We start from the raw sequence: 26,347 nt of genomic DNA, 5'->3' as shown, positions 1-26,347 counted from the left end.
ATGGAATGTCGTTGCCGAGGCTTCACCTTGCTGGAACTGATGGTCGTCATCGTCTTGATTGGAGTCCTGGCGGGCATGGTTCGCTTCGCCACGGGGTCGAGCCCGGCGCGTGAAGCCCGACAGCAGGCCCAGGACTTCGTCGCGGTCGTGCAGCAGTTGCGTGAGCGGGCGGTCCTGGACGGGCAGGAATACGGCGTGCGTGTGCGAACTGGCAGTTATCAGGCGCTGCGACTCGAAGCCCTGGACTGGACGGCGGTGTCGGCGTTGCATCGCTTGCCCGAGGGGCTGACGCTTGGGCTGGAGCAGGACGGTCATGTCCTGCGCCTCGATGACGTCCAAGGTCCACCGCAGGTGTTGATGCTCAGCAGCGATGAGATCAGTCCGTTCAGGTTGCTGATCAAATCCTCTGGACAAGCCCTCTCGCGGGTATCCAGCGATGGCTTGGCGGAGCCGCTGATCGATGAGTAACGCGCGCAAGCATGCCGCCGATTGCCGGGGCTTCACGCTGCTGGAAGTCATGATCGCCCTGGCGATTTTCGCGACATTGGCGGCGGCGGTGCTTTCGGCGAGCCAGTTCGTGCTCAAGCAAAGCGCCGGGCTGGAAGACCGCCTGTTCGGCGCCTGGCTGGCGGACAACCAGTTGAGCGAACTGCGTCTGCAAACCGCCACGCCGGCCGGGCAACAGCGCCTGAACCGGCACCTGGATCGCCGCGACTGGGTCTTGCAGCAGCGAATCGCCCCGGCTCGTGATGGGCGCCTGTTGCAAGTCGAAATCCAGGTCAGCCGTGGCGACAGCGCAGCCGTCGCTCACCGTACCAGCGGGTGGATCCGCCGCCAGCATGAATAAGCAATCGGGCTTCACCTTGTTGGAACTGGTCATCGCCATCGCCATTTTTGCCTTGCTCGGCCTGGCCAGTTGGCGGTTATTCGATGGCGTCGTACGGACCCAGCAGGGAGCCGGTCAACATGAACGCGACATCCGAGCCTTGCAGCGTGCCGTGGGGGTGATCGAACGGGATGTGTGGCAGGCGGTGGTCGACTCGGTCGTGCTCGCGCCGGGGCACTTGCAGTTGCAGCGCAGCCATTGGCGCAACCCACTGGATCAGCCACGCAGCGAGCGCCAGACAGTGAGTTATCGGCTCAAGGGCACAACGTTGTGGCGCGACAGTGTCGGTGAAGGCACGACGCTGGTGCAGCCGCAAAAACTGCTCGACGACGTCCACAGCCTGAGCTGGCGTGTGTTCGACCGGCAGCGGGGTTGGCGCTCCGAAACCGCGGGCGGCACCGCGCCGCTGGCGCTGGAGTTGGTGGTGTCGGCGGGGCGTTTCGAGCAGATCCGTCGTGTGCTGCTGTTACCGGAGGCGTTGCCATGAAGCGACAGCGGGGTGTGGCGCTGATCAGCGTGCTGCTGGTGCTGAGCCTGGCGTTGCTGCTGGTCGGCGGCTTGTTGCGCAGCCATCGCTTGTTGTTGCACAGCAGCGCGCAACAACTGCAACAAGTCCAGTTGCGGCAATTAGGATTGGCAGGGGAGGACTGGGCGCGGGTGGTGTTGGAAAGCAGCGGGATCACATCGTCCGGGCCCGTTGACCTGAGCCAGGATTGGGCCCGGCTTGAGCCCATCCTGGAAGTGGACGACGCCAAGCTGCACATTGCTATTGAGGATCTGTCCGGACGCCTGAACCTCAATGGGATACTGGCGCTAGGTCAAATCGATCAGGTCAGCCTCGGTCGTTGGACTCGCTTGCTCGCCTTGTTGGATCTGCCGCCCCTGTCGTTACCCCAGGTCGGGCCGGTGCAGGAGTTCAGTCAACTGCGCCTGTTGCCAGGCATCGACGGGCAGACCTTGCAACGCCTGGAACCCTGGGTGGTGTTGCTGCCCAAGGACGCGCGGCTGAACATCAATACTGCTCCGCAGCTCGTGCTCATGACCTTGGATGGCATGGAGACCGGGCCATCCAGGGCGTTGATCGAACAACGTCGGCACACGCCATACGCCAGCGTGCAGGCGTTCACCAACGACCCGTTGTTGTCCGGAGTCGGCCTCAGCAGCCATGGGTTGGGAGTGGGCAGTCGCTGGTTTCGAATCACCGTGAGCGTGGTCCATGCCGGAAGCCGTCTACGGCTGGCCTCGGATATCGAGCGCGATCCTGTTAGCGGACGCTGGACGGTTCGCCAGCGTCGTTTCTTACCCTTCAACCCCAGCGAGCTTTCTAGATGAAAACCTGGCTTTACCTGACAGCCGAAGGCCTGGACGCGCCTGGTGCCGATTGGCCGTGCTGCGTGTGGTCATCAGCCGGCGAACGCCGCCGCCTGCCGTTGTACGAGGCGGCCGGCGAGTTGAGCGGACGGCCCGTCGACGTGCTGTTACCGATGGAAATGTGCAGTTGGTTGTGCAGCGATCCGTGGCCCTCTCGACGCCAGCCCCGGCCGCAGGCCCTGGCGTTCGCCATCGAAGAACAACTGAGTGAAAACCTGGAGGCGCTGCACATCAGCATCGGCTCACGTGATCGCCAGCACCGCTATCCGATGATGGTGACGCAGCGAGCGCGGTTTCAGGCGCTGCTGGCGCTGCTCGCCGAACAAGGTATCGATGTGCGCACGGTACAGGTTGATGCCGATCTGCTTGCCGATGACCAGGCATTCGGCGTGCGCTGGTTCGGGCGTTGGTTGTTGGGCGGAGGGCTGTCGGCGCGGACGTCGTTGTCGGTACGGGCCTTGGCAGCGCTCAAGTCCAGCCTGCCTGAGGACATTCATTGGCTGGACGAGGAGCGTGATTGCCCTGGCATCGATGAATGGCTGCTGAACGCAGGTGGACGTCCCATCGACCTGTTGCAAGGTGAATTCCGCCGCCGACGGCAACCGCTGCCATGGCGTGGCGCTGCGGCGACTGCACTGGGCCTGCTGGTGCTCACCTGGGCCTTCAGCGAAGCCCGCATACGCTTTCTGGAAGGTGAAACCCGACTGTCGTATGCCCAAAGCGAACAGCGATTCAGGTCGCTGTATCCCGGGCAGCAGCGAATCGTCGACCTGGCGGCCCAGTTCCAGGCAATGCAGAGCCGGCGCGGGCAACGCGAGGAAACCGAGGTGGCACGTCTGGTGCGTCTCACGGAGCAGGTCATTGGGGCCAGCAACGTCGAGGTGCAGCGCATCGATTTTCGGGAAGGCGACGGCTGGAAGATCCAGCTGACGGCCAACAGTTTTGCCGAACTGGAACAACTGCGCGAGCGCGGGCAGCAAAACGGATTGCCCGTCACCCTGGGCAGCGCCAGTAAACAGGACAAACGCGTGCAGGCCATCCTCACGCTGGAGAACAGTTGATGAATTTCAAGGGATGGCGGGTCCTGAAACAGGCCTGGCGGAAACTGGCGCGCCGAGAGCAAGGGCTGTTGCTGGGCGTTGCCGGATTGTTATCGGTGACGCTGGCCTACACCGCGATTTGGCAACCGACCCGACAACGACTGGATGTTGCCGAACGACAATATCGCCAACAAGCCGAACTGAGCGCCCGGATCCAGCGCGCCGAGCCCACCCGGGACGCGACTGCCGACACGCGGCCGTTGTCGGTGCGCGTCAATGAAAGCGCAACAGCGGCGGGGTTGGACATCGCGGAAATGGAAGTCGACGACGACTCGTTGCGACTCGCCGTCAGCGGTGATGCGAATACATTGCTTCATTGGCTGGATCAACAGGAACGGGAGGGGGCGGGGCTGCGGTCGCTGACCTTGGAAGTGGAGAATGGTGTACTGAGTGCACGAGTGGTTTTGCGGACAGATAAAGGATAAAGGGACGTCCGAAGACGCCCCTGTTATCTAGCCCTCCCAGACCCGCCAACGTGCGTTGTGGTAGTCATAAAAGCCTTCAATGGTCCAGGTATCTTTCACGCGTTTGCATGCGGCGCGCCATCTTCCCCTGCCGGTGCCAGGCGCTAATTGGGCCATGTCGAAATAGCAGTGTTTGTTGATGGTTTTGCTTTTATCCATCGTACGGAGATGCTCCATGATCGTTTGGAGTCTTCTCTCGGCGGGTTCGCGGAAGCTTCGATAAGACATTTGCATCTCAGCCAAAGGGCTGATCGCTACGGTATATGCCTTGGCGGATGTTGACGGGTGGGAGAGATTGGCCGGCGCTGTGGTGACGGGTTGAGGCCCCGTGACAATATTCGAGGGGGCTTGGGTGACGGCGTCGATTTCGAACGAGTTATAGTAGTCAAGTTCCCTTGAGAAAGTGGCGATATCTTCGTCCATGGCCAGTGTGGTTTTTCGATGGGTTTTACCTTTGTTAATGATGACATAGAGGATTTTCTTGCTCTTTATTGCCGTTAGAATCCCCGGTTGATTAAGTCGGGTTCTTTCTGCCCTGATGAGTTCTACCCTGTCGTTCTGGTACTCCTCGGATTCCAGATAGTTCCGTTTTGCCGCCAAGGCCTCAGCACCGTTGCCAGGGAAGTCAGCATTCACTTTGGCTTCTATCGCCCTGGCCACGGAGATGTACGTGTCCCGGACCGTGTTCGATATTGCATCCATGGCCTCTCTTTTTTTTCCTTTCAATGGGGTGTAAGTCACGAACATTGCGCCGGTAACCATATCGGTTACAACGCTTAGCCTGAACTGGCACTTATCATCCTGTAGAAATTCTTTCTTGTGCGAATAAAGCAGGTCGTAGATTTTAATCTTCTGACTGGTCGTAAGGGGCGTTATGTTGGCTTCGATTCTGGCGGAAGTATCGTTGACGCTGTCCCAGATATTTACCTTGTCTCGTAGTTGCCCGAAAAAAGTAAGGATATCCGGCGGAGTGTTCTGTCTGTAATGGAGCGCTTTTATTTTTGCACGGTACGCCTCTACATTAGAGACCTGCTGGGCCTCCATGCACTCCCGAAGTAAACGGTCGGCCAACTCTTCAGGCATTGAATCAATAATGAGCTTTACCGCGCCGACTGATTCGGGGGATAGGCCGCGGTTACTGGCCATGGCACTTTCCATCAGCGCGTTGTACTTTATTCGTTCCGGAAGTTCTGGTGTCCTGAAGAAACTCAGTACTGGCCCGCCCCCGAGTAGCCCCAGTCGCTTTTCGACGTTCCAGCGGCCGTTGTCCCAAATGACCGTTCGCTGATTCATGCGGTTGTCCGGGGCGTAGATGATCTGTTCTCCCCCCTGTACCGCTGTTTTGTAGTAGTCGTTTTCCAGCCTGAGGTAGCCTTGTCCGCCCGCGTCCCGGTACCGGCTGCGTCCTTCGGCTACCAGCCCCTTGCCGTCAAAACCTCGTAGCACAAAGGGTTCAAGCTCTGGCTTGGGCATGCGAGGCATGGCGCTGAGCGCCGGTCGTGGTGTGCTCCGGTGCCGCCTTGCACGTGCCATGATCAGGTCTTGCCCGGCCTCTGCCAGAACCTCACCAAGGCCGCCGATAAACTCAATCGTCCACTGGCTGAAGCTGCCATTCGTATCGTCGATTGCCGACACCGCAGCCCCCGCAACCATCGTTGGCAGGATCGCACGTCCCAAAATTCCGCCCAGCCGGTTCGCCGGCGCTAAGGTCATTGCGCCCGTCAATAGCGCAACGCCGTGCCTGCGTTCTTCGCGCGCCTGCGCATTGTCTCGTTCGATGTTTGTCACCGTCAGTACATCAATCGTTTTCAGCGCGTGGTTTATCTGCGTCTCGTGCAAAACTTCAAACAGATTCCCCGTAACAATCGGCGAAGAAATCTTCAGCTCGAAATCCTTCTGTGCCCTGCCCTTTGTCCATGCGAAGACGGATTGGGTGACGTTCTTTACCCGCTCTTCGAACGTCTGGTTTTCCTGCGGCGGCATCATGCTGTCCAATTGCTCGGTCTGTTCGAGCAAGGGCAGGTGCGACACGAGCCACCGGGTCATTTGCGTTGTCGCGGTAAGCGTCTGTACCAGGGCCGTTTCCAAGGCTCGGGCGTCGGCCGCATCCACATCCCTGAAGATCTTTGCGTCCGGTGCCCCGGGGGTGTACAGCGTCAGCGAGGGGCGGCTCGCTGCAGACTTGACGCCAAAGACAAGGAGTTCCTTGAGCACGCTGTCGCCCCATTGCAACTGACGGACCACCACTTCGTGCCCGTTGACCTTGGCGCGACCCAAGGGTGTCGGGCTGTCCAGCGCCGCCAGGATCAGCTTCAACCCGGTATTGTGGTGGTCATGCCGCAAATCGCCGGAGATATGCGCAGCCCATGCCTGGGCCCGCATCTGTCTAGCCTTGTACAACATCCAGTCGTCTTGCCGCGCCCTCGCTGTGAGCAGCAGATCGGCCGGAAGCCGGGCGCCAATATTGGCTCTTTCGATGAGCTCGACAATCTGTGCAAAGGTCAGCGGGCCGACGACGGCATGATGAGCTGCGTTGCGTTCCTCCTGCGTCAGGTTGGCCATCGCCCATTGCGTCATCGAACGACGGTCATCGACGAACCGTGTCGAGGTGCCCGTCGATACACCGGAGCCATACGGTGATGTGCCCGAGGGCGCATGCGGGTCAATCAGCACCTTGCGGATGCTCAGGGACACATCTTCAGGGTCGATAGGCGGGTAGGTTTTCTCAATGATGCTCGCAAGCAGCGCACGGCTTCGCTGGAGAAGGGCATCAGGGGTCGCCAAGGTTACCGGGTCGGGCGGCGGTGCTATTTCCAACAGGGTGGTGCGCAATTGTTGCACCGCCTTCCACCAGGCTATACGGTCGCTGCCGGTTACGTAGGGATTGCCCTGTAGCCAATCGAGCTGTTTTTTCTGTTGCAGTCGCTGTTCGCGTTCATCCATGGCGTTCGCCAGGTCCACCTGCTGCCCAATGTCGACTGCCGCATCCAGCCGCTGTACCCAGGCGGTGATTTGCTCTGTTTGCAACGGACCGGACGCCAAGACATTGCTCATGGCTGTTTTTTGCCCCTGTCGCAGATCCCCCACAAGATGAGCCAGGAAATTTTCGGTGACCGGCACGGTATCCACGTCATCCCCGGCATTCTCGTCTTCCTTGACGCGGGTCTTCAGCGTCGCCAGGTCCTCATGGATGCCCAACGGTTCCCCCAGGCGGTAAAGCACCGCGGCCCCCGAGTGGTCCGTATCGTCATGCCGTGTCAGCACTATGGCGCGCGATACCGGCACGTTGAAGTTCCATCCTTGCGGCATCAGGTTCAAGCCATGGACACCGGGCCGCTGGTGCTCGGGCAGCTTGCTGCGGGAGGTCGCGTCGGGGGCCGACAATACCTGTTCCGTCAGCGTCTTATGCATGACTGGGCTTAGCGTTGCGTCTTGCAGATGTAGGTCCGCCTGAGCCTTTAGCTGCCCCTCTAGTTCCTTAGCCAACCAGTCACCGACATTGCTGCCCTGGCTGAAGTCCGCAGGCTTGTTCCAAAAATCATCCAGTGCTTTTGCAAGCAACCGTTCGTACCGTGCCGGAGTGGTGTTCAACAGTTTCTTGAACTCTTCCTTGGCGTCACGGCTGTTCAGAACGGCGGGTATTTGCGTGGTGCCGCTTTGCTCAATGATGATCTCGATGTTGTCTGGATCGAGAAAGTGATCACGCGCATCGGAATAGCCGGCAACCGCTCGCCAGAACAGCGCCTCAAGAAAAACAATGCCGGTCAACGGGTGTTGAGTCGCCGCTGCACCGAGCGTGTGTTGCGTGGGTGCAATTGTCTCTTCGCGAAGAGTACGAAGCGATACTGTCGATACCGCGAACTTACCCGCCAGGGCGGGAAAAGTTCTGGCAAACCAATAGTCCAAGTGCTGACGGGTTATCGTGGAGGGCAGTGGGACGGCGGCGTTCAGATGCAGCATTTGTTTCTGCGATGCGATCAGTTGCGACTCGTATGCAGAAGTTAACGGATTGTCTTCCAAAGTCTCTATTCCTAGACATTATTTGAAAGCGCAATCTATTGCGGTCCAACAGCGATGAGGCGGTATATAGGTACCGCACCGAGAACACTAAAATCAGTGCGAATGATCTTCGGTGAGGTTTAAATGCGAGCATTTCCCGGCAACAACGGCAGTTTCGCCAGCTTCACCGCCACACACAACGCAATCACCAGCAAAGCACCAATGAACAGGCCGATCCCGTTCCAGCCGCCGAGGTGCCAGGCCACGCCGCCCGCCGTGCCCGCCACGCTGGAGCCGGCGTAATAGCTGAACAAGTAAAGTGACGAAGCCTGGCCCTTGGCCGTGAGGGCGCGGCGGCCGATCCAACTGCTGGCGACCGAGTGAGCGCCGAAGAAACCGAAGGTGAACACCAGCATGCCCAGGATCACCAGCCACAGCGGCGTGGCCATGGTCAGCAGGAGGCCTGCGAGCATCAGTGCGATGGTTGCCCAGAGCATTTTGCGCCGACCGAGTTTGTCCGCCAGTGCGCCGACTTTCGCCGAGCTGTAGATACCCGACAAGTACACCACCGACAGCAATCCGACGAAGGCCTGATCCAGATGATAAGGCTCGGCCAGCAGGCGATAACCGATGTAGTTGAACAGCGTCACGAATGCGCCCATCAGCACGAACGCTTCGAGAAACAGCAGCGGCAAACCGGCATCGCGAAAGTGCATGGTGAAACCGTCCAGCAGGCTGCGCGGGTGCAACGAACGCGGACGGAAGTTGCGTGACTCGGGAAGAATCCGCCAGAACACCGCCGCAGCGATCAGCGCCAGGCCACCCACCACCAGCATCGCGGTGTGCCAACTGACAAAGTCGATCAAGACCCCGGCGATCAGGCGCCCGCACATGCCTCCGATGGCGTTGCCGGCGATGTACAGCCCCATCGCCAAGCCAATGTGCTTGGGGTGGATTTCCTCGCTCAAATACGTCATCGCCACCGCCGCCAACCCGCTCAACGACAGCCCCACCAAGGCGCGCAGCACCAGGACGCCTTGCCAGGTCGGCATCATCGCGCTGGCAATCGTGCACAGCGATGCGGCAAACAGCGCCGTGACCATCACCGATTTGCGGCCGATGCGGTCGGATATCGGACCGGTGATCAACAGGCCGATGGCGAGCAGGCCGGTCGCCACCGAGAGGATCAGGCTGCTCTGCGCCGCATTGATAGAGAACTCCCTGGACAGCAACGGCATCATCGGTTGCACGCAATACAGCAGGGCAAAGGTCGCAAAACCACCGCAAAACAGCGCCAGTACCGTGCGCATGAACAATGGCGTGCCTTTCTCGATGTAGATGTCTTTGGGTTCGGCGGCGACATCGTCCTGCACGCGCGGCGGGATTTCATGGGCCAGTGGAGCGATAGCAATTTTCACGGTGAACCTCGCAAGAGCACGATCAGGCAGGCAGTGAAAAAAGCATATAGCCGGCTAATGATTCTATCCAATATATTGTTCGACCTGTTTAAGACGTTTAACGACCTATTGGATAGCCCATGGAACTGCGTCACCTGCGTTACTTCATTGCCGTTGCCGAAGAACTGCATTTTGGCCGTGCGGCACTGGCCCTGGGCATCTCCCAACCGCCCTTGAGCCAGCAGATCCAAGCGCTGGAGCAAGAGATTGGTGCGCGATTGTTCGAACGTACCAATCGTCGGGTCGAATTGAGCGAGGCCGGGCGGCTGTTCCTCGAGGAGGCGCGACGGGTACTGGCCCAAGTCGAAAAGGCCGCCGACGTAGCCCGCCGTGCCCAACTGGGGGAGCTGGGCGAACTGAAAATCGGCTTCACCTCTTCGGCGCCTTTCAACTCCACCATCCCCCAGGCGATATTTTCATTCCGTCAACGCTTCCCGGCGGTGCACCTGAACCTGCGGGAAATGAGCAGTACCCAAGTCGCCGACGCACTGCTCGATGAAGTGATTGAGGTGGGCATCATGCGACCGTTGCCGCTGCCCGACACCTTGACCGAAATCGAACTCAGCCGCGAACCGCTGGTGGCCGTGCTCAGCGCCAAACATCCCCTGGCCCAGGGCAATGAAGACGGCCTGTTCCTCTCGGCCTTGGCCCAGGAACCGTTCGTATTTTTCCCCCGCAGCTACGGCAGCGGCCTCTACGCCCAACTCCTGAGCCTGGCCCGCGACGCCGGCTTCAGCCCGCATTTCGCCCAGGAAGCCGGCGAAGCCATGACCATCATTGGCTTGGTCGCGGCGGGGCTGGGCGTTTCGGTATTGCCGGCGTCCTACCAGCGGATGCGTATCGATGGGGTGGTGTATCGACCGCTGCTCGACCCGGCGGCAGTGTCGGCGGTGTGGTTGGTGCTGCGCAAGGATCAGCGTTCGCCGATGGCTGCGGCGTTTGTGGCGTTGTTGACCGATGGGGTGCAATTGTCCATTGCTTGAGCGAGATTCCTGTGGGAGCAAAGCTTGCTCGCGAAAGCGGCAGCGTTGCCAATATCGTTGTCAGGTAGCTTCCCGCAATCGCGAGCAAGCTTTGCTCCCACAGGATTTATGCCGGCGCTCTTCTTCGTTCATGCCCCGCCATCAGATCCTGTGACAACCTATTGCCCGACATTTTTTATCATCAGAAATGCCAGGATTGCGTCACGTGTCGCCTGCGTTTGTTCCTCCAGTACCCAATGGCCGGTATTGATCAATGTTAATGAGTGCGGGTGCGTTGCGATGTGCAGAGCCTGTTCGGCCAAGGTTTTTCCTCTCGAATGATCGCCGCCGATGGTGAGCAGCGGAATAGTCAGTTTATTCTTGGCAAACTCCAGGTTGTCATTCGCGTCATTTTCTACCCAGGCTGCATAAAGCTTAAATGCCGCCTCCATGCGGCCTGGCCGGGCGTAATCGTCTACCAATGCCTGTCGCACTTCATCGGACACTTTATTGTTGCCCTCGAATACAAAGTCATCAAAAAACATATCCAGGTAGGTTTTTTCATGCCCTTTAATCATGCCAATGGCCGTTTTGCCAAAGAAGCGAAAATGCCATTTGCTGGTAATGCCCGCAGTAGGGTTTCCGTTATAGGCGGTTTCCCACCCGGGGATGCCTGGAATGAACCCATCCATCAATACGATGTGTTTCGTTTCATCCGGATACAGTGCCGCGTAGGCGTAGGCAACGATTAACCCCATGTCGTGACCTACGATATCGACCTGCTTGAAGCCCAAGAGCGTTATCAGCTCGTGTAAGTCATGGGCCATGCTTTTTTTATCGTAGCCACTGGCTGATACATCAGTTGCCCCCGCTCCACGATAATCAGGAATCACGGGCGTATAACCGGCATGCACCAACGTGCGCATCAACGGTTCCCAACTACGCCAACTGCCCGGAAAACCATGCACCAGCAAAATCGGGTGTTCACCGTCACCGCCCATAAGGTAGTGGAGGCGAATACCGTTCACGCACGCATAGCCATCTATAAATTCCGCACCGTCGACCACGACGCTGCTTTGTTCCGCAGAAGATGATGTGGAGAGGTGTTTGCGAGACATGGCTGTGCGGCCCGACCAGGCTATTGTGCTCATCAATTTTTTATCCATGTTTGGACCAGATTAATTTTCTTGAGATGCGAGTTGCAGCTCATGAGGTCGAACAGTTTTATTGAGCGTTGACCTGGATAACGGCTAGAAGCCTGAAGCGATTGCGAAGCCCATCGAAACTGTCAGAGCTGACAGTTCCGACAAGCGGCAAAGAGTGCAGCTTCGATTGGTATCAGCAGGGCAGGGGCGGGAAGGAAAGTTGTGTCAAATACCCTTCGATTGTAGGAAAACGCGTATTTCCAGTTACGACGCTTCCGATTCGTTGCACAGACCACTCCGCAGGGGTTGCGACCCACCCTCGCTGCAACGTCTCATTCATCATTGCGAAGCCGCCGGCTCAGCGCTACTTCCCAGTGCAAGGGATGCAGCCTGAAGCCCATGAATGAGGTCCCTGGAAATGCACTCATCTTTGGATGCCCCCTACACCAACGAAATCTCCCATGAAGCTCTTCGTCATTTGGATGACTTGTACTTGGAGCCCCGGCTACTTGAGGGTTACGGCGAAGACGTCGCGGCATTCGTGTGTCGACAAAAAGCCTTCGTCGAAGCTCATCCGCCAATCGCCATCTACCGAGTGGCCACCGAGGGCAGCCAGACGCGTAACGGCGGAACGATCCAGCAGGTGTCATCGTCGTTGACGTTCACCTTGGATAACGGCTGGAAGGTACGGGCCGCGCAGAAGGGTGATGAGGTGGTGTATGCCGATGGCAGCACGGCACGGATCATCACCGGCGCTGGGAAAAACAATAGCGACATTGCGCTGGTTGGCAGTCGCTTGAGCAATGGTGACGAGATTATCAATACGCTTCAGAGGCGTTTCATGATCATCGTGCGGGAGGGGGTGCCGATGGCGGAGGATTTTTTGCCTGCGCTTAGGTTGGCGGAGGTTCATCGCTTGCGCTCGAATGCGATGAAGAAAGACATCCATTGAACGAGAGGCTGCTTCAGCCCAGCGGGAGCTCCCTCGCCACAAGGTTCGTGCTTGATACACGACTGCTGGGAGGGGCAAATGGCCTGAGGAGGTCTACCTGATATACCGAGGCTTCACGTCCAATGCATGCGGGAGCAAGGGGGCGGCAATATCTGGTACGCCACCAAACCCTGTGGGAGCTGAGCTTGCTCGCGAAGACGGCAGCACAGCCAGCATCACCGGTACTGACCCACCGCTTTCGCGAGCAAGCCCGCTCCCACAGGGGATTGGCGGTGAGCCGGGATCTTGGGTTCACCCCCGGAACCAAATTGTGGGAGCGGGCTTGCTCGCGAAGACGGCGGTCCATTCAACCTCATCTTCTCAGGTAGACCGCTATCGCGAGCAGGCTCGCTCCCACAGTGGATGTGGGGTGTCGGCAATACTTGGATGGGCGAACGGATTCTGTGGGAGCTGAGCTTGCTCGCGATGACGGGAGCACAGCCAGCATCACCGGTACTGACCCACCGCTATCGCGAGCAAGCCCGCTTGCACATGACGCTTCAAAAAGCGCTTTTTATTGCACCTTCGCCAAGTCCCCTTTCAACGCAACACCGGCCATGATCGCGCCGGCGTGGCATTCGTAGGTGGTGGGGTCTTTGCGTTCGTTGCGCTTGTAGAAGCTGACGATGTTGGTGACGGCATTGGCGCCGGCGTTCTTGGCGGCCTCGTGCAGGCTGATCAGGGCCGATTGCAGGACCCATTCGCAGGCCACTTCATCGGACTTGTTGAAGGCATTGGTTTTTTTGTTGGTCACCGCGCCAGGGCTGACCACGGTGACGTTGCCGGCCGGTTTGTTGCCGGCCAGGTAGAACTTGACGCTGCCGTCGATCTTGCCGGTGCGGATGGCTTCGGCGACGACCTTGTCGAACGGCAGGAACAGCGCGGTATCACGGGCCTGGCTGAGGCTAGGCAGGGTGCTGAGCAACAGGGCGGCGGTCACGGCGATTTTCTTCAACGACATCATGGTCTCCTTGACGAGGGGTAACGGGGCTTTGAATCCGATTCAGCGCCAGCGGCGGAAGATCAGTGAGGTGTTGACCCCACCAAAGGCGAAGTTGTTGTTCATCACGTATTCGTGGCTCATCGGCCGGAATTCGTTGCGCAGGTAATCGAGCTTGCCGCATTGGGGATCAACCTCGTCGAGGTTGAAGGTGTGCACGTAGAGGTCGCGGTTCATCATTTCAATGCTGAACCAGGATTCCAGCGCCCCGCAGGCACCCAAGGTGTGGCCGAGGAAACTCTTCTGCGAGCTGATGGGCATGTGCTCGCCAAACAGGCTGCTGGTGGCCAGGGTTTCGGCAATGTCGCCCTGTTCGGTGGCGGTGCCATGGCCGTTGACGTAGCCGATGGCCGAGGGTTCGAGGCCGGCATCTTCCAGGGCCAGTTCCATGGCCCGGCGCATGGTGATCAGTTCGGGGCGGGTGGCGTGCTGGCCGTCGGCGTTGCTGCCAAAGCCGACGATCTCGGCATGGATCCGTGCGCCACGGGCCAGGGCGTGTTCCAGTTCTTCAAGCACGAGCATGCCGGCGCCTTCGCCGATCACCAGGCCATCGCGGCCCTTGTCGTAGGGACGCGGGCTGGTTTGCGGGGCATCGTTTTTCAGGCTGGTGGCGTACAGCGCGTCGAAGACCATCGCTTCGGTCGGGCACAGTTCTTCCGCACCGCCGGCGAGCATCAACGGCAGGCGGCCGAACTTGATCGCCTCGTAGGCATAGCCGATGCCGTGGCTGCCGCTGGTGCAGGCACTGGAGGTGGGAATCAGGCGCCCGGTCAGGCCGAAGAAGATGCTGATGTTGGCCGCCGTGGTGTGGGGCATCATCCGCACATAAGAGTTGGCGTTCAGACCTTCGGCCACGCTGTTGAGCAGCATGTTGCCGAACGCCTTGATCTCGTCGGTGCTGCCGGTGGACGAACCGCAGGACACGCCCATGCGCCCGTCCTTGATCGATTCGTCGCCCAGCAGGCCGGCATCGGCCAGGGCCTGTTCCGCCGCGCCCACCGCCAGGCGCGAGACCCGGCCCATGCTGCGCAGTTGCTTGCGGGTCCAGTGGGCCGGGACCTGGAAGTCGTCGATGGGCCCGGCCAGGCGGGTGTTCAGTTCAGTGAAACGGTCCCACTCATCCATGCGCCGGATGCCGCTGCGATTGGCGGCGAAGTTGGCGGCGATAGTCTCCCAGTCGCTGCCTATGGAGGTGATGCCGGCCATGCCGGTGACGACGACGCGCTTCATCAGCACAAGCCTCCGTTGACGGCCAGGACCTGCCGGGTGATGTAACCGGCTTCGGCGGACATCAGGAAATTCACCGCACCCGCCACTTCTTCAGGGGTGCCCATGCGCTGGGCGGGGATCATTTTCATCAGCTCTTCCACGGGTACGTTTTCATCGAGCATGGCGGTGTCGATCAACCCCGGCGCAACGCAATTGACGGTGATCTTGCGCTTGCCCAGCTCGATTGCCAATGCCTTGGCCGCGCCGATCAACCCGGCCTTCGAGGCACTGTAGTTGACCTGGCCGCGATTGCCGATCAGCCCGGAAACCGAGGTGATGCAGACGATCCGTCCGGCGGCGCGGCGCCGGATCATCGGCATCATTACCGGGTGCAGCACATTGTAGAAACCGTCGAGGTTGGTGCGCATCACCACATCCCAGTCGTCCTCGCTCAGGGCCGGGAAGGCGCCATCGCGGGTCAGGCCGGCATTGAGCACCACGCCGTAATAGGCGCCGTGGGTTTCCACGTCGGCTTCGAGGATGGCTTTGCAGGCGGCGCGGTCGGACACGTCGAATTGCAGCACCCGGGCGTTGCGGCCCAAGGACTGGATTTCTGCCTGGACTGCCTCGGCCTCGGCGCGGCCGCTGCGGCAGTGCAGCACGATGTCGTGCCCGGCCTGGGCCTGGGCCAGGCGCAAGGCGATGGCGCGGCCGATGCCACGGCTGGAGCCGGTGACCAGTATGGATTCAGTCATGGCGGAGTTCCTGTTGCGGACGGTTCATGAAGATAACGGGCGGCCTGGGGCGGACGGAAGACATTGAGCCGGGCTGTGGCATGGATGCCGGGCGCGTGGATGTGGCATTCGAACACGCCCATGCCGTTGTCGTCCTCCAGGGAGCGCACGCCGTGGATGGTCAGCTCGACGCCGGCGGGGAAACTTTCGACGTTGCATTCGAACTTGCGAGTGCCGAGCAGAAAGCCCAGCTCCACGGCATCGCCGCGTTGGCGTGCGTGGCAACCGGCAAACGCCGCCACACTCTGGGCCATCAACTCGATGCCGACCCAGGCCGGCAGCGCGCCGTCGTCGCGGTTGAACAAACCGCCGGGCTTGACGGTGGCGTGGGTGTGGATCTGTTCGTCATCGAACGACAGGACCCGGTCGATGAGGATCATGTCGCCGGCATGGGGCAGCAGTTCGGCGAGCGGCCAGTCAATCATGGGGCGTCTCCGATAATCAGGCTGACGTTGTTGCCACCGAAGGCAAATGAGTTGCTCATCAGGCGGCGCGGGGTGGCCGGGTTCAGGTGGGTGCTGGCGGTGACCCAGTCCAGCGCCGGCAGGGCAGGATCGGCCTGGCCGTCCCAGACATGCGGCGGCAGGGCCTGGGCGCTGTTTTCCGCGCTCAGGGCCAGCCAGCAGAACGCCGCTTCCAGCGCCCCGGCCGCGCCGAGGGTATGGCCGGTCATGGGCTTGGTGGACGAGCAGGGCACGCCCGCCGGAAACAGCCCGGCCACGGCCTGGCTTTCCATGGCGTCGTTGTGTTGCGTGGCGGTGCCGTGCAGGTTCAGGTAATCGATCTGGCTGGCGTCGAGGCCGGCGCAGCGCAGGGCTTTTTCCATGGCCTGGCGCGCGCCACGACCGCTGGGTTCCGGCGCGGAAATATGGTGGGCATCGGAGCTGGCGCCGTCGCCGAGCAAGGCAATCGGTGTGCCCTCGCCTGGCGTCTTGCTCATGAGAAACAGCACGGCCGCTTCGCCAATATTGATGCCGCTGCGGTTCACCGAGAACGGATTGCAGCGCTCGTTCGACACCGCCTCTAGAGCGGAAAAACCGTTGAGGGTCAATTTGCACAAGCTGTCCACGCCACCGCACAGCACGGCATCGCACAGGCCCAAGTCCAACAGGCGCCGGGCGCTCATCAAGGCGCGGGCGCTGGAGGTGCAGGCCGTGGAAATCACGTAGGACGGGCCACTGAGGCCGAGCCAGTCGGAAAGAAAGTTGGCCGGCGCGCTGAGCTCCTGTTGCTGGTAGTCATAGCCGTCGGGGAAGCGTTGCTCGCGCAGGTAATGGGCGATGCCCTGGCTGGCTTCATCGATACCCGACGTGCTGGTGCCCAGGACGATACCGATGCGGGTGCGACCGTAGGCCTGGATGGCCTGGTCGATCTCGGCGCGAATCTGCAGCCCCGCCTCCAGCAGCAGTTGATTGTTGCGGCTGCGTTGCGCCGCCAGGGCCTGGGGAATGGGCGCGAGTTCACCGGGCACCGCGGCAACCGGCAAGGCCCGTTCGGCGACCCAGCCGTCCTTGATACGCACGCCCGAGCAGTCACCGGCAAACAGGTTGCGCGCGACGGTGTGTTTGTCGCGACCCAAGGCGCAGATCACCCCGAGGGCATTCAGATAGGCGGTCATGGGCTAATGCCAGTCAGTAAGAGAAATAAAGGCATGCAGTAATCCTGTGGCGAGGGGATTTATCCCCGCTGGGCTGCGCAGCAGCCCCAAAAGCAACGACCTTGATCTTACTGGCACCGAGTTGCCTGGGTTGGGGGCCGCTTCGCGCCCCAGCGGGGATAAATCCCCTCGCCACGGTGTGTGTTTCCCCAGGTATCCACTTGGTTGATCGGCATGAGTCATGGGGCGTTCTCGGTCAACGGTGTGATGCGGTAGCGCAGGCCTTGGGGCAGGCTTATTTCAAAATCCAGCGGCTGCGTGTAGCGCACCTGCCAACGGCTCTCGAGGGTTCGTTGCGACGCCTGTTGTCGCGCCGTCGGGTAGTTGCCGGGCAGCTCGACCTCAGGCGTCAAGGCGAACAACAACGCGGCGAACAACTCCCGGGCCTCGGCATTGGGGGGCAGCAGACCGTCGGCCTGCCACTGGCCATCGATCAGGCGCTGGCGGGCAAGGGGAATGCCCAACGGGTCCATCATCGACCAACGGATGCCGGTGTCTTCGCGCTGGATCACCAGTAACCAATCCTGGCGTTGGCCAGCCAGTGCCCGCTCGATGTGCAGTTGCATCGGCAGCGCCAGGGTCGGCGTGCGTGCGGGCAGCGGTGCCTGACTGGCGCAGGCACTGAGCAGCAATACACAGGCGATCATCAGACCACGGATCATCCGGCAACCCCTTCGCAGGGCTTGCGCGCCACCACGTTGACCAGGGTTTCCTCACGCTCGCCAAACGGCTTGGGCCGGCGTAGGCCGAAGCGCTCCAGCAGGCCGAAATCCTTGGCACGGCTCCACCACAGGTACGGGTAGGACACGTTGCGTTCTTCGAACTGGAACCCTTGGTCGCGGATCATCTGCAGGTACTGCGCAGCACTTTTCTGCACGTGCATCGGATGACGGAACAGCCAGCGGATCACCCAGGTATCGATGTAGGCTTCGGTGGATTCGGCGAACAGCAAATAGCCGCCGGGCTTGAGGACGCGGTAGAACTCGGCGAGGGCTTTTTCCTGTTCCACCAGGTGATGGAACGTCTGGTGGCAGAACAGCAGGTCGACGCTGGCGTCGGGCACCGCCAAGGTCGCGCAGTCGCTGCCGATCAGCTCCACGGCCATGCCCTGGCGCGCGGCTTCCTCCCGGCTCAGGTCGAGGCTGTGGGGATCGGCATCCACGCCGATCAGGCGTTGTGGTGCGAACGCCTGGCGCAGGTACTGGAACGACTTGCCCTGGCCGCAGCCAGCGTCCAGCAGCACCGGGTCGGCCGGCAGCGCGGTGCTGAACAGGCTGCGCAGGTCGTTGATCGCCACGCGCAGCACATGGTGCTGCCAGGTGTGGCTGCGCAGGAACCAGAAGCCGAAGCGGGTTTCTTCGACGTAGTTGTCGCTCAGGAAGCTCATGGTTGCGGACTCGACGCCGGGCTCGCGCAGATTTCCGAGAGCATGCGCAGGCGCCGCTTGGGCTCACTGACGAACGGGTTGCGCTGATCCCAGGCGTAGCCGGCGAGGATCGAGCTGATCATGCGGCGGATGTCGTCAGAGCCTTCAGTGTAGAAAATCACGTCCTGGAACGTCCCGGCGTACCAGCCTTCGACGTAGCAGCGGAAGGTATCGACGCCGCGCTTGAGCGGTTCGGCGAATTCACTTTGCCAATCCACGCTTTCCCCTTGCAGCTGACGGTGGAGCACGTCGGCGGCCATGCTCGCCGACCGCATGGCAATGGTCACGCCGGAGGAGAACACCGGGTCGAGGAATTCCGCGGCGTTGCCCAACAGGGCAAAGCCCGGGCCGTGCAGCGTCTTGACGTTGGCCGAGTAGCCGCCGATGGTCCGCGCCGGGGTGTCCCACACCGCGTTCTGCAGCACGCCGGCCAGGCTCGGGGTTTCGTCGATGAAACCGCGCAGGCAGGCATCGAGGTCGTCGGTGCGGCCGGCGAAATGTTCCGCCGCCGCGACCACGCCCACCGAGCAGCGTCCGCCGCTGAACGGAATGGTCCAGAACCACACGTCGCGTTTGCTCGGGTGGGTGGTGATGAGGATTTTTTCCCGGTCGAACGCCGGGGCGTCGATGCGATCCTCGATGTGGGTGAACACGGCCTGGCGCACCGGGAAGTTCGACGGCGCCTCAAGGTCCAGCAGGCGCGGCAGGACGCGGCCATAGCCGCTGGCATCGAGCACGAAGTCGGCTTCGACACGGTACTCGCTGCCGTCTTCGCGCTGCACGCCCAGGCATGGCTTGGCGAGGCTGAAGTCGGCGCGGGTGATCGCTTGGCCGTAGCGGATTTCCACGCCTTGCAGGGCGGCCTGGTCGGCCAGCAACTTGTCGAAGTCGGCGCGTTGCACCTGGAAAGTCGTGGGCTTGCCGTTGCTGAAGGTCTCGCCGAAATCGAAGGCGCTGTAGCGCTCGCCCCAGGCAAACGCGGCGCCGTTCTTGCGCTGGAACCCAGCGGCATTCACCGCATCGAGCATGCCGGCTTCTTCAACGAAATCCAGGCAATGGGACAACAAGCTCTCACCGATGGAGAACCGTGGAAAATGCTGACGCTCGATGACCAGCACATCGTGGCCCTTGCGCTTGAGCAGGGCGGCGGCGATGGCGCCGGCGGGGCCGGCACCGATGATGACGACCTGGCGAGATTCCGTTTCAGTGACAGGCATTGGGATTCCTTGAATATCCTGGGTCATCGTTGATCTTCTTGAGCAGGTATAGGGTGTTCCTGGCGCCCGACCCACGGCGCCAGCATGAAACTGAAGGCCAGCCCCAGGCTCACCGCCAGGCCAAAGTTACTCACCGCCGGTGTGCTGGACAATGCCAGCAGGCCGAACGACAGCCAGGTGGTGACCGCGGCCAGCAGGGTGCCCAGCAGGCTCACGGCGGCACCGCCGATCTGTTCGCGCATCAGGATCGCGTAATCGACGCCGATGGCCGTCACCAGCAACAGGCCGAACAGGCTGAACAACGTCAGTGGTTGTCCCAGCCAGCCGAGGCTGGCCAGGCTGCACAGCGCGGCCAGCAACGGCAGGGCAACGATGCGCAAGGCGCCGCCGACGCCAAACGGCCAGATCAGCACCAGCACAATCAGCACGCAGGAGGCCAGTTTCAACTCGGCGGCGCTGACCTGCGTGGCGGCGAAGACCCGGTTCAGGTCACCCAGGCGATCCACCAGTTGCACGCCCGGCAGGTCCAAGGCCTGCACGCGCAGCAGCGCGGCATCGTTCAAGCCTTGCAGGCTGATCATGGCGGCTACGCCCTGCGTCGTGGGGCCGAGCCAGAGTGTGCGGTACGGCTCGGCCAGGGGGCCGGCCAGCGCGGCATCGATGTCTGTCACCGGCAAGGCCTGCAATTGCGCCAGCTCTGCTTGCAGCGCCGTGACCGGCACGCCGACGTCCAGCAGCGGTTGCCAAACGGCCGGCAACCGGGCCAGGGCCTCGCGCACTTTCTGCTGTTCGGCGGGCGGGCTTACCAGTTGGTTCAGCGACAGATAACCCTGGAGTTTTTCCAGGGCGATCAATTGGTCCAGTCGCTCGTTGAGAGCGGTCTGGCGTTCGAGCAGTTGTGATTCATCGTCGGCGCGAATCAGGAAGAATTGGCTGGTGGGCTGGAAGCCGGTGATGCGCGCGATGTCGCGGGCTTCGTCGGTGAGGTGCTGGGGCGTGCCGATCCACTGGCGAATGTCGTTTTTCGTGGTCAAGTGCCAGAGGCCGCCCGCGCAAAAACTCAGCAGCAACACCAGCAGCACTGGCGTAGGCACCCGCGCCAACAGCGCTTGGCGCACTTGCAGCAGGCCTTCGCACAGCCGCAGCGGCCATTGGGCTGGACGCACGTCTGCGCCCTTGAGCAGCGCCGGCAACAGGCAGACCGCAGTCAAGTAGGCGCCCACCAGCCCGGCGGCGGAAAAGATCGCGATCTGGGTCAGGGCCGGGAACGGTGTCCAGGCCAGGGCCAGGTAGCCGATGCAGGTGGTCGCCAGGCTCAGGCTCAGCCCCGGCAGGGTCAGGCGCAAGGCCGGCCAACTGCGCCACGGCTGGAGGCTCCAGCTCTTGGACAGGTAGTGCAGCGGGTAATCCACCGCGACACCGATCAGGCTCGAACCCAGTACCAACGTCATTACATGCATGCGCCCGAACAAGGCCACGCATGCGACGGCGCCGAACAGCATGCCCACCAGCACCGGCACGAACGCCAGCCACACACGCAGGCGCCGGAAGGCCAATAGCAACAGCAGCAGGATGCCGAGGGTTGCGCCACCGCCGACCCAGGTGATTTCCCGCGATGCCTGTTGCTGGCCGCTGGCGGCGTACAACAGGCCGCTGGCCGCCAGCAGTTGCCCGTGGGCCTGGTTCGCCTGGTCGCGGCTGCGTTGCAGCAGCTCGGCCACTTGCAGCGGCAGGTTCATGTCGAAGGCGTCGCCCTGGGCACGAGCCCGCAGCATCACCCAGCTTTTACCGTCGGCATCGGCGACCAACGCACCGCTGCCGATGTCGAATTTTATTGCGCCGCGTTGTGGCTGGCTGTTCTGGATACGCCCGGTCAGGCCCAGCCAATCGTCCTGGTTCGGCACCAGGCTGAAGCCACTGAACGGATCGAACAAAGCCTGCACCCGTTGCTGGATGAACGCCTGGGGCTGCTCGATCAATTGCTGCCGGTCCGCCGCCGAGAGCATCGCCAGTCGGCCGTTGAGCAATTGCGTACGCAGCGCCGGCACGTCGGCCTGCAATGTCCACTGCACCTTCTCGAACAGGCCGCTGGCCTGCCATTGCTCGCCCAGGGTTTGCGCCAGGGCGACGGCTTGCTGGCGATCGGTATGACCGACCAGCACCAGCACCTCGCGATTGAGCGGTTCCTGCATGCGCTGCTCAGCGACCAGCTCCAGGGCGTCGGGCGAAGTGCCCGGCACCAGCTCCATGAGATTGGCCGACAGCGGCGCGCCGTTGCGCCATTGCCAGCCGGCGAGCGCGAGCACCGCCAACAGCAGGATCAGGAACAGCCGGGGCAGCATCCGTTCACTCGGCAAAATCATGTTGCTCCGCTTCGCTCAAAGGTTGCGCGTGGGTCGTGTCCTGCATGCGCAGCACCGTGCTGTCGCCCTGGGTTTCCAGCAGTTCGATGCGCTGGACCAGTTCGCCGCCGTCAATGTTGATCTGATTGAAGACCTGCTTGAGCAGCACCGAGCGCGGGGTCAGGGTGAGTTTCCACTGCTGCGGCTCGCCCGACAGGCTCAGTTCGAAATCCCGTTGCAGGCCTGTGCTGTCGCCCTGCAGTACCGCCAGGAACAAGCGATTCTGATCGGCGCCGGCGCTCTTGTTCGGCAGCATCTGCCAGGCATTGCCATCCCGCCGGGCGATGCCCTGGGCGGTGATGCGGTAGTCCTGTTGCAGCGGGGTTTGCAGCAGCCACAGCAGGCCATGGTTTTTCGCCAGCACGAAGCGGCCCTTGCTGGTGAGGGGCTGGGGCAGGGCGCGCAGGTGTTTTTCCTGGATGAACTGCCCGTGGATCACCTCCGGGCGGGCCAGTTGGTCGCTCAGCTGTTGCAAGTCAAACGCCTGGGCCAGGGGCGACAGGCCAAGTAGTAACCAGACGAGCAGGCGTTTCATGGCAGTTTCCTCTCGACGGCTTCGACAAACACCCGGGGCGAGGCCAGCAGCATTTCGCGGGTGGCCATGTCCACCGCCACTTGCACCGAACTGGCGCGGGTCAGGCGTTCGCCGGTGGCGGCGTCGCTGATCAGGTAGTTGATCTTCAGTCGGTTTTCCCATTCCACCAGGCTTGCGCGTACGGTCAGGGCCTGGCCGAATACGGCGCTGCGCACGTAGCGCAGTTGCAGGTCGATGATCGGCCACGCATGGCCGGATTCGAGCATGTCGTTGTAGTTGTGGCCGATCAGGTCGAGCAGGGCACAGCGGGCCACTTCCAGGTATTTGACGTAATGGCCGTGCCAGACCACGTTCATCGAATCGACGTCGAAAAATGGCACCACGATCTGCGTGTCGACGTGCAAAACACCTTGGCTACGCATGCAGCCTCCAGTGTTGCTCGGCGATACGTTGCAGGCACAGGCGCAGTTCGCCTTCCAGGGCGCGGTCTTCGATGACCGGAGGGAAATCCTCGGCCAGTTGCTGGTGCATGGCGGCCAGGGCCGGCGGCAGGGGACGTGCGTCTTCGGCACGGCTGCGCAGCCAGACGCCCTGGTTGGCGGCGAGCAAGGTGGCGGCGGCGACCTGTTCGGTCAGCTCCAGCACGCGGATCGCATCCCGGGCGGCGATGGTGCCCATGCTCACCTTGTCCTGGTTGTGGCATTCGGTGGAGCGCGAGAACACGCTGGCCGGCATGGTGTTTTTCAGGGCTTCGGCGGTCCAGGCGCTGGTTCCGATCTGCACGGCCTTGAAGCCATGGTTGAGCATCGCCCGCTCGGCGCTGGCGCCCGACAGGTTGCTCGGCAGTCCGTGGTTGTAGCGCTCGTCCACCAGCAGGGCGAGTTGGCGATCGAGCAAGTCGGCGACGTTGGCCACCAGGTTCTTCAGGCTGTCCATGGCGAAGGCGATGTGCCCGCCGTAGAAATGCCCACCGTGGAGCACGCGCTCGGCTTCGGCGTCGATGATCGGGTTGTCGTTGGCGCTGTTGAGTTCGGTTTCGATGAACCCGCGCAGCCAGCCCAGGCTGTCGGCCAATACCCCGAGCACGTGGGGGGCGCAGCGCAGGGAATAGCGATCTTGCAAGCGATGCAACGGCGCGGTTGGGGCGTCGATCGCCAGGTCCTTGCGCAGCCATGCGGCGACTTGCATCTGCCCCGGGTGTGGCTTGGCGGCGAACAGGCGTTCGTCGAAATGCTCCGGATTGCCTTGCAGGGCGACGACGTTCAGTGCGGTGATGCGGGTCGCCAGTTGCAGCAGGTAGTCGGCTCGGGCGAAGGCCAGGCAGGCCAGGCCGGTCATCACGGCGGTGCCGTTCATCAGCGCCAGGGCTTCCTTGGGCCGCAGCACCAGCGGGGTCCAGCCCAGTTCGCGGTGTACATCAGCGGCCAAGCGCCGTTCGCCACGGAACAGCACCTCCCGTTCGCCGGACAATGTGGCGGCGACATAGGACAGCGGGGTCAAATCGCCGCTGGCGCCCACCGAGCCTTCTTCCGGAATCAGCGGCAGGATGTCGTGTTCGAGAAAGGCCTGGAGGCGTTCCAGCAGTTCCACTCGCACCCCTGACACACCGTGGCACAGCGACTGCAAACGCGCCGCCAGCACCGCACGGGTAGCCTGGGCGTCGAGCAGTTTGCCCAGCCCGCAGCCGTGGAATGTGTACAGGTGACGGGGCAGGGCCTCGACGTGGTGCAGCGGCACGGCGACCACGCAAGAGTCGCCGTAACCGGTGGTCACGCCGTAGATCACGCCTTCCTTGTCCAGCAGGGAATCGAGGAATTGCGCACCCTTGGCAATGCGTTGGCGAAACGCCGGGTCATCCTGCAACTGCGTCGGTGCCTGACGGTTGGCCAGGGCCAGCACGTCTTCAATGCGCAAGGGGCGTTCGCCGAAGGTTACCGGCTCAAGAGTGGGCATCGTCATCGGTCTTCCAGAAAGGGTAAAAGTTGAACCACTGTTGCGGGCCCTGGAGGCAGTACTGCGCCAGGCGCTCGGCGTAGCGGGCGGCCCAGTGGGCAATCGCTTGCTCACGCTCGTTGCGTTTCCACACCACCGCATCGGCGAAGGGTTCGAGGGTGACGCGATAGCGCCCCTCGTGCTTGAGGCACATCAGCAGGTTGACCGGGCATTTGAGCAGGCCGGCCAGCAGCCAGGGGCCTTGCGGGAATGCCGCCGGGTGACCCATGAAATCCACGGTCACGCTGCGTCCGCCGTGCAGCGGCACGCGGTCGCCGGCAATCGCCAGCCATTCGCCGCGCTCCAGGCGTTCGCTCAGCTGCAACATGATCACCGGGTCCAGCTCGCTGACCTGGATCAGCCGCAGGTGCGTGGCGCCGGCTTCGCCCAGCAGACGGTTGAACTGCTCGGCGTGCTTGGTGTGCACCAGCACGTTCATGGTGACTTTCTCGCCCAGCTCGGCCAGGGCCCGGCACATCTCCAGGTTGCCCAGGTGCGCGCCCACCAGCATTTGCCCGCGGGCGTCGCGCAGATGATTGCGCAACAGCGCCGGGTCGACGATTTCGATCTGGTCGATGCGCAGCTTGCCGTTCCAGACGTCGAGTTTGTCCAGCAGGGAGTCGGCGAAAGCCATGAACTGCCCGAAGACGCGCCGGTGAGACGGGCGCAGGTCGAGGCGGCCGCTCCAGTCGGCCAGGCGTTGCTGGTATTGCCAGGCCGCCTGCCGGGCGCTACGACCGAAAATGAAGAAGTACAGGACGATGCCGTACAGCACCGGCGTCAGCAAGCGCCGACCGAGCACCTTGGCGGCGAGGGCGGTGAGCTTCATCAACCAGAAACTGCCGCGCTCCTGGCGGTCGGCCCAATGCTGCTTGTCTGCCTGAAGGCTCATGCGCGCCACCGTCGCCAAAGAATCAGGGGGAGGCGCACCAGCATGCCGAAGAACAACCGGGTGTGCATGCTGGAAATCAGCACGTTGTCGTGGAACAGGCGAAAGTGCGAAACCCCGTCCTGGGGGTAATGGACCCGAGTGTGCAGCCAGTGCATCGGCTGATTGCGCCAGGACAGGCGCACGAGGATGTCCGAGTCGAAATCCATGCGCTTGCCAATGTTGGCCGAGTCGATCAGCGCCAGGGTCGGTGCCAAGGGATAGACCCGAAAGCCACACATGGAGTCGCGGATTTGCAGGGACAGGCTGTTGATCCAGACCATGACGTGGGTCAGGTAGCGCGCATACAGGCGACCTTTCGGCACGCTGGCGTCGTAGCGTGGATACCCGCAGATCAGCGCGTCCGGGTGGGCCCGGGATTGCTCGATGAAGGTCTTTACGTCGCCAAGATCGTGCTGTCCGTCGGCGTCCACCTGCAAGGCATGGCTGAAACCCAGGCGCGAGGCTTCGCGCAGGCCGGCCATCACTGCACCGCCCTTGCCCTGGTTGACGTCCAGCCTGACCAGATGCACCTGCTCGCCTTCGGCCAGCCGTTCCAGCGCCGCGGCACACGCCGGGCTGCTGGCGTCATCCACCAGCACACAGGGCAGGCCGTTGGCGAGCAACGCCTGGACCACCGCCGAGATGGCGGTTTCGTGGTTGTAGACCGGGATGACGGCGCAGGGGTTATGCATGTTTTCTGCCCTCCACAAATCCATTGTGGCGAGGGAGCTTGCTCCCGCTGGGCTGCGAAGCGGCCCCTGGTTTTACAAGAGCGAGTGCTTCGCACTCGAGCGGGAGCAAGCTCCCTC

General features: G+C 62.0%; 25 protein-coding genes. 8 read left to right on the top strand and 17 right to left on the bottom strand.

Features of this window, described 5'->3' with window-relative positions; genetic code table 11:
* From gspH to gspM, 6 genes are read left to right on the top strand one after another with little or no spacing between them, the layout of a single operon-like run.
* Positions 1–468, top strand: a complete 468-nt coding sequence (gene gspH / locus J3361_RS04835; protein ID WP_207962925.1) for a type II secretion system minor pseudopilin GspH — start codon at positions 1–3, stop codon at positions 466–468.
* On the top strand, positions 461–847 hold the full coding sequence (gene gspI, locus J3361_RS04830; protein ID WP_207962924.1) for a type II secretion system minor pseudopilin GspI: 387 nt from the start codon (positions 461–463) through the stop codon (positions 845–847). Before gspH ends, gspI begins: the two co-directional genes overlap by 8 nt.
* Complete coding sequence (gspJ, locus tag J3361_RS04825) at positions 840–1,373, top strand: type II secretion system minor pseudopilin GspJ (protein ID WP_207962923.1); 534 nt, start codon at positions 840–842, stop codon at positions 1,371–1,373. Before gspI ends, gspJ begins: the two co-directional genes overlap by 8 nt.
* Positions 1,370–2,218: a type II secretion system protein GspK gene (locus J3361_RS04820; protein WP_207962921.1), complete on the top strand. Its 849-nt coding sequence runs from the start codon at positions 1,370–1,372 to the stop codon at positions 2,216–2,218. The genes gspJ and J3361_RS04820 overlap by 4 nt, the downstream gene beginning before the upstream one ends.
* The gene (gene gspL / locus J3361_RS04815; RefSeq protein WP_207962920.1) at positions 2,215–3,318 is read left to right on the top strand and encodes a type II secretion system protein GspL; all 1,104 of its coding nucleotides are present in this window, start codon (positions 2,215–2,217) and stop codon (positions 3,316–3,318) included. Before J3361_RS04820 ends, gspL begins: the two co-directional genes overlap by 4 nt.
* Positions 3,318–3,782, top strand: a complete 465-nt coding sequence (gspM, locus tag J3361_RS04810; RefSeq protein ID WP_207963177.1) for a type II secretion system protein GspM — start codon at positions 3,318–3,320, stop codon at positions 3,780–3,782. Before gspL ends, gspM begins: the two co-directional genes overlap by 1 nt.
* Before the next feature lie 27 nt (positions 3,783–3,809).
* On the opposite strand, the gene J3361_RS04805 is transcribed toward gspM, so the two are convergent.
* Complete coding sequence (locus tag J3361_RS04805; RefSeq protein WP_243458747.1) at positions 3,810–7,841, bottom strand: DUF6543 domain-containing protein; 4,032 nt, start codon at positions 7,839–7,841, stop codon at positions 3,810–3,812.
* A gap of 119 nt (positions 7,842–7,960) precedes the next feature.
* Positions 7,961–9,238, bottom strand: a complete 1,278-nt coding sequence (locus tag J3361_RS04800; protein WP_207962918.1) for an MFS transporter — start codon at positions 9,236–9,238, stop codon at positions 7,961–7,963.
* 119 nt (positions 9,239–9,357) lie between these two features.
* Between J3361_RS04800 and J3361_RS04795 the strand changes: the two genes are divergently transcribed.
* Positions 9,358–10,260, top strand: coding sequence for a LysR family transcriptional regulator (locus J3361_RS04795; protein ID WP_207962915.1), 903 nt, complete (start codon positions 9,358–9,360; stop codon positions 10,258–10,260).
* 158 nt (positions 10,261–10,418) lie between these two features.
* Here J3361_RS04795 and J3361_RS04790 read toward each other — a convergent pair whose 3' ends face one another.
* Positions 10,419–11,405, bottom strand: coding sequence for an alpha/beta hydrolase (locus J3361_RS04790; protein ID WP_243458746.1), 987 nt, complete (start codon positions 11,403–11,405; stop codon positions 10,419–10,421).
* Positions 11,406–11,802: 397 nt separating this feature from the next.
* Here J3361_RS04790 and J3361_RS04785 point away from each other — a divergent pair, with 397 nt between their 5' ends.
* On the top strand, positions 11,803–12,336 hold the full coding sequence (locus J3361_RS04785; protein ID WP_207962913.1) for a PAAR domain-containing protein: 534 nt from the start codon (positions 11,803–11,805) through the stop codon (positions 12,334–12,336).
* Positions 12,337–12,889: 553 nt separating this feature from the next.
* On the opposite strand, the gene J3361_RS04780 is transcribed toward J3361_RS04785, so the two are convergent.
* From J3361_RS04780 to J3361_RS04715, 14 genes are all read right to left on the bottom strand, one after another.
* Positions 12,890–13,336, bottom strand: a complete 447-nt coding sequence (locus J3361_RS04780) for a hypothetical protein (RefSeq protein WP_053117711.1) — start codon at positions 13,334–13,336, stop codon at positions 12,890–12,892.
* A 42-nt stretch (positions 13,337–13,378) separates the two neighbouring features.
* Positions 13,379–14,605: a beta-ketoacyl-ACP synthase gene (locus tag J3361_RS04775; protein WP_207962912.1), complete on the bottom strand. Its 1,227-nt coding sequence runs from the start codon at positions 14,603–14,605 to the stop codon at positions 13,379–13,381.
* A complete protein-coding gene (gene fabG, locus J3361_RS04770) occupies positions 14,605–15,339 on the bottom strand; it encodes a 3-oxoacyl-ACP reductase FabG (RefSeq protein ID WP_207962911.1) in 735 nt (244 codons plus the stop codon). Before fabG ends, J3361_RS04775 begins: the two co-directional genes overlap by 1 nt.
* The gene (locus J3361_RS04765) at positions 15,336–15,803 is read right to left on the bottom strand and encodes a hotdog family protein (RefSeq protein ID WP_207962910.1); all 468 of its coding nucleotides are present in this window, start codon (positions 15,801–15,803) and stop codon (positions 15,336–15,338) included. Before J3361_RS04765 ends, fabG begins: the two co-directional genes overlap by 4 nt.
* Positions 15,800–16,996, bottom strand: coding sequence for a beta-ketoacyl-[acyl-carrier-protein] synthase family protein (locus J3361_RS04760; RefSeq protein ID WP_207962909.1), 1,197 nt, complete (start codon positions 16,994–16,996; stop codon positions 15,800–15,802). The genes J3361_RS04765 and J3361_RS04760 overlap by 4 nt, the downstream gene beginning before the upstream one ends.
* Positions 16,997–17,214: 218 nt before the next feature.
* Complete coding sequence (locus J3361_RS04755) at positions 17,215–17,697, bottom strand: DUF3261 domain-containing protein (protein WP_207962908.1); 483 nt, start codon at positions 17,695–17,697, stop codon at positions 17,215–17,217.
* Positions 17,694–18,422, bottom strand: a complete 729-nt coding sequence (locus J3361_RS04750) for a class I SAM-dependent methyltransferase (RefSeq protein ID WP_207962907.1) — start codon at positions 18,420–18,422, stop codon at positions 17,694–17,696. The genes J3361_RS04755 and J3361_RS04750 overlap by 4 nt, the downstream gene beginning before the upstream one ends.
* On the bottom strand, positions 18,419–19,678 hold the full coding sequence (locus tag J3361_RS04745; protein ID WP_207962905.1) for an NAD(P)/FAD-dependent oxidoreductase: 1,260 nt from the start codon (positions 19,676–19,678) through the stop codon (positions 18,419–18,421). The genes J3361_RS04750 and J3361_RS04745 overlap by 4 nt, the downstream gene beginning before the upstream one ends.
* Positions 19,679–19,701: 23 nt before the next feature.
* Complete coding sequence (locus J3361_RS04740; RefSeq protein ID WP_207962901.1) at positions 19,702–22,041, bottom strand: hypothetical protein; 2,340 nt, start codon at positions 22,039–22,041, stop codon at positions 19,702–19,704.
* Positions 22,025–22,615, bottom strand: coding sequence for an outer membrane lipoprotein carrier protein LolA (locus J3361_RS04735; protein ID WP_207962899.1), 591 nt, complete (start codon positions 22,613–22,615; stop codon positions 22,025–22,027). Before J3361_RS04735 ends, J3361_RS04740 begins: the two co-directional genes overlap by 17 nt.
* Entirely contained in the window at positions 22,612–23,037 is a 426-nt protein-coding gene (locus tag J3361_RS04730) for an acyl-CoA thioesterase (protein ID WP_207962898.1), read from the bottom strand. Before J3361_RS04730 ends, J3361_RS04735 begins: the two co-directional genes overlap by 4 nt.
* The gene (locus J3361_RS04725; protein ID WP_207962897.1) at positions 23,030–24,574 is read right to left on the bottom strand and encodes an aromatic amino acid ammonia-lyase; all 1,545 of its coding nucleotides are present in this window, start codon (positions 24,572–24,574) and stop codon (positions 23,030–23,032) included. The genes J3361_RS04730 and J3361_RS04725 overlap by 8 nt, the downstream gene beginning before the upstream one ends.
* Complete coding sequence (locus tag J3361_RS04720) at positions 24,555–25,499, bottom strand: glycosyl transferase (RefSeq protein ID WP_207962895.1); 945 nt, start codon at positions 25,497–25,499, stop codon at positions 24,555–24,557. The genes J3361_RS04725 and J3361_RS04720 overlap by 20 nt, the downstream gene beginning before the upstream one ends.
* Positions 25,496–26,230, bottom strand: a complete 735-nt coding sequence (locus J3361_RS04715) for a glycosyltransferase family 2 protein (RefSeq protein WP_207962893.1) — start codon at positions 26,228–26,230, stop codon at positions 25,496–25,498. The genes J3361_RS04720 and J3361_RS04715 overlap by 4 nt, the downstream gene beginning before the upstream one ends.
* Positions 26,231–26,347 lie beyond the last annotated feature (117 nt).

Source organism: Pseudomonas sp. OA65 (assembly GCF_017498305.1).
GTDB classification, from domain to species: domain Bacteria; phylum Pseudomonadota; class Gammaproteobacteria; order Pseudomonadales; family Pseudomonadaceae; genus Aquipseudomonas; species Aquipseudomonas zanjanensis.
This window is presented reverse-complemented; position numbering and strand designations above follow the sequence as displayed.

Excerpts from the sequence above, each read along its gene's own strand:
- J3361_RS04720 (WP_207962895.1), bottom strand. The coding sequence starts at position 25,499 with ATGAGCCTTCAGGCAGACAAGCAGCATTGGGCCGACCGCCAGGAGCGC.
- J3361_RS04750 (WP_207962907.1), bottom strand. The coding sequence starts at position 18,422 with ATGAGCTTCCTGAGCGACAACTACGTCGAAGAAACCCGCTTCGGCTTC.
- J3361_RS04780 (WP_053117711.1), bottom strand. The coding sequence starts at position 13,336 with ATGTCGTTGAAGAAAATCGCCGTGACCGCCGCCCTGTTGCTCAGCACC.
- J3361_RS04755 (WP_207962908.1), bottom strand. The coding sequence starts at position 17,697 with ATGATCCGTGGTCTGATGATCGCCTGTGTATTGCTGCTCAGTGCCTGC.
- J3361_RS04735 (WP_207962899.1), bottom strand. The coding sequence starts at position 22,615 with ATGAAACGCCTGCTCGTCTGGTTACTACTTGGCCTGTCGCCCCTGGCC.
- J3361_RS04775 (WP_207962912.1), bottom strand. The coding sequence starts at position 14,605 with ATGAAGCGCGTCGTCGTCACCGGCATGGCCGGCATCACCTCCATAGGC.
- gspJ (WP_207962923.1), top strand. The coding sequence starts at position 840 with ATGAATAAGCAATCGGGCTTCACCTTGTTGGAACTGGTCATCGCCATC.
- J3361_RS04765 (WP_207962910.1), bottom strand. The coding sequence starts at position 15,803 with ATGATTGACTGGCCGCTCGCCGAACTGCTGCCCCATGCCGGCGACATG.
- gspH (WP_207962925.1), top strand. The coding sequence starts at position 1 with ATGGAATGTCGTTGCCGAGGCTTCACCTTGCTGGAACTGATGGTCGTC.
- J3361_RS04760 (WP_207962909.1), bottom strand. The coding sequence starts at position 16,996 with ATGACCGCCTATCTGAATGCCCTCGGGGTGATCTGCGCCTTGGGTCGC.
- J3361_RS04715 (WP_207962893.1), bottom strand. The coding sequence starts at position 26,230 with ATGCATAACCCCTGCGCCGTCATCCCGGTCTACAACCACGAAACCGCC.
- gspM (WP_207963177.1), top strand. The coding sequence starts at position 3,318 with ATGAATTTCAAGGGATGGCGGGTCCTGAAACAGGCCTGGCGGAAACTG.
- J3361_RS04785 (WP_207962913.1), top strand. The coding sequence starts at position 11,803 with ATGCACTCATCTTTGGATGCCCCCTACACCAACGAAATCTCCCATGAA.
- fabG (WP_207962911.1), bottom strand. The coding sequence starts at position 15,339 with ATGACTGAATCCATACTGGTCACCGGCTCCAGCCGTGGCATCGGCCGC.
- J3361_RS04790 (WP_243458746.1), bottom strand. The coding sequence starts at position 11,405 with ATGGATAAAAAATTGATGAGCACAATAGCCTGGTCGGGCCGCACAGCC.
- J3361_RS04745 (WP_207962905.1), bottom strand. The coding sequence starts at position 19,678 with ATGCCTGTCACTGAAACGGAATCTCGCCAGGTCGTCATCATCGGTGCC.
- J3361_RS04730 (WP_207962898.1), bottom strand. The coding sequence starts at position 23,037 with ATGCGTAGCCAAGGTGTTTTGCACGTCGACACGCAGATCGTGGTGCCA.
- J3361_RS04725 (WP_207962897.1), bottom strand. The coding sequence starts at position 24,574 with ATGACGATGCCCACTCTTGAGCCGGTAACCTTCGGCGAACGCCCCTTG.
- gspL (WP_207962920.1), top strand. The coding sequence starts at position 2,215 with ATGAAAACCTGGCTTTACCTGACAGCCGAAGGCCTGGACGCGCCTGGT.
- gspI (WP_207962924.1), top strand. The coding sequence starts at position 461 with ATGAGTAACGCGCGCAAGCATGCCGCCGATTGCCGGGGCTTCACGCTG.
- J3361_RS04740 (WP_207962901.1), bottom strand. The coding sequence starts at position 22,041 with ATGATTTTGCCGAGTGAACGGATGCTGCCCCGGCTGTTCCTGATCCTG.
- J3361_RS04795 (WP_207962915.1), top strand. The coding sequence starts at position 9,358 with ATGGAACTGCGTCACCTGCGTTACTTCATTGCCGTTGCCGAAGAACTG.
- J3361_RS04820 (WP_207962921.1), top strand. The coding sequence starts at position 1,370 with ATGAAGCGACAGCGGGGTGTGGCGCTGATCAGCGTGCTGCTGGTGCTG.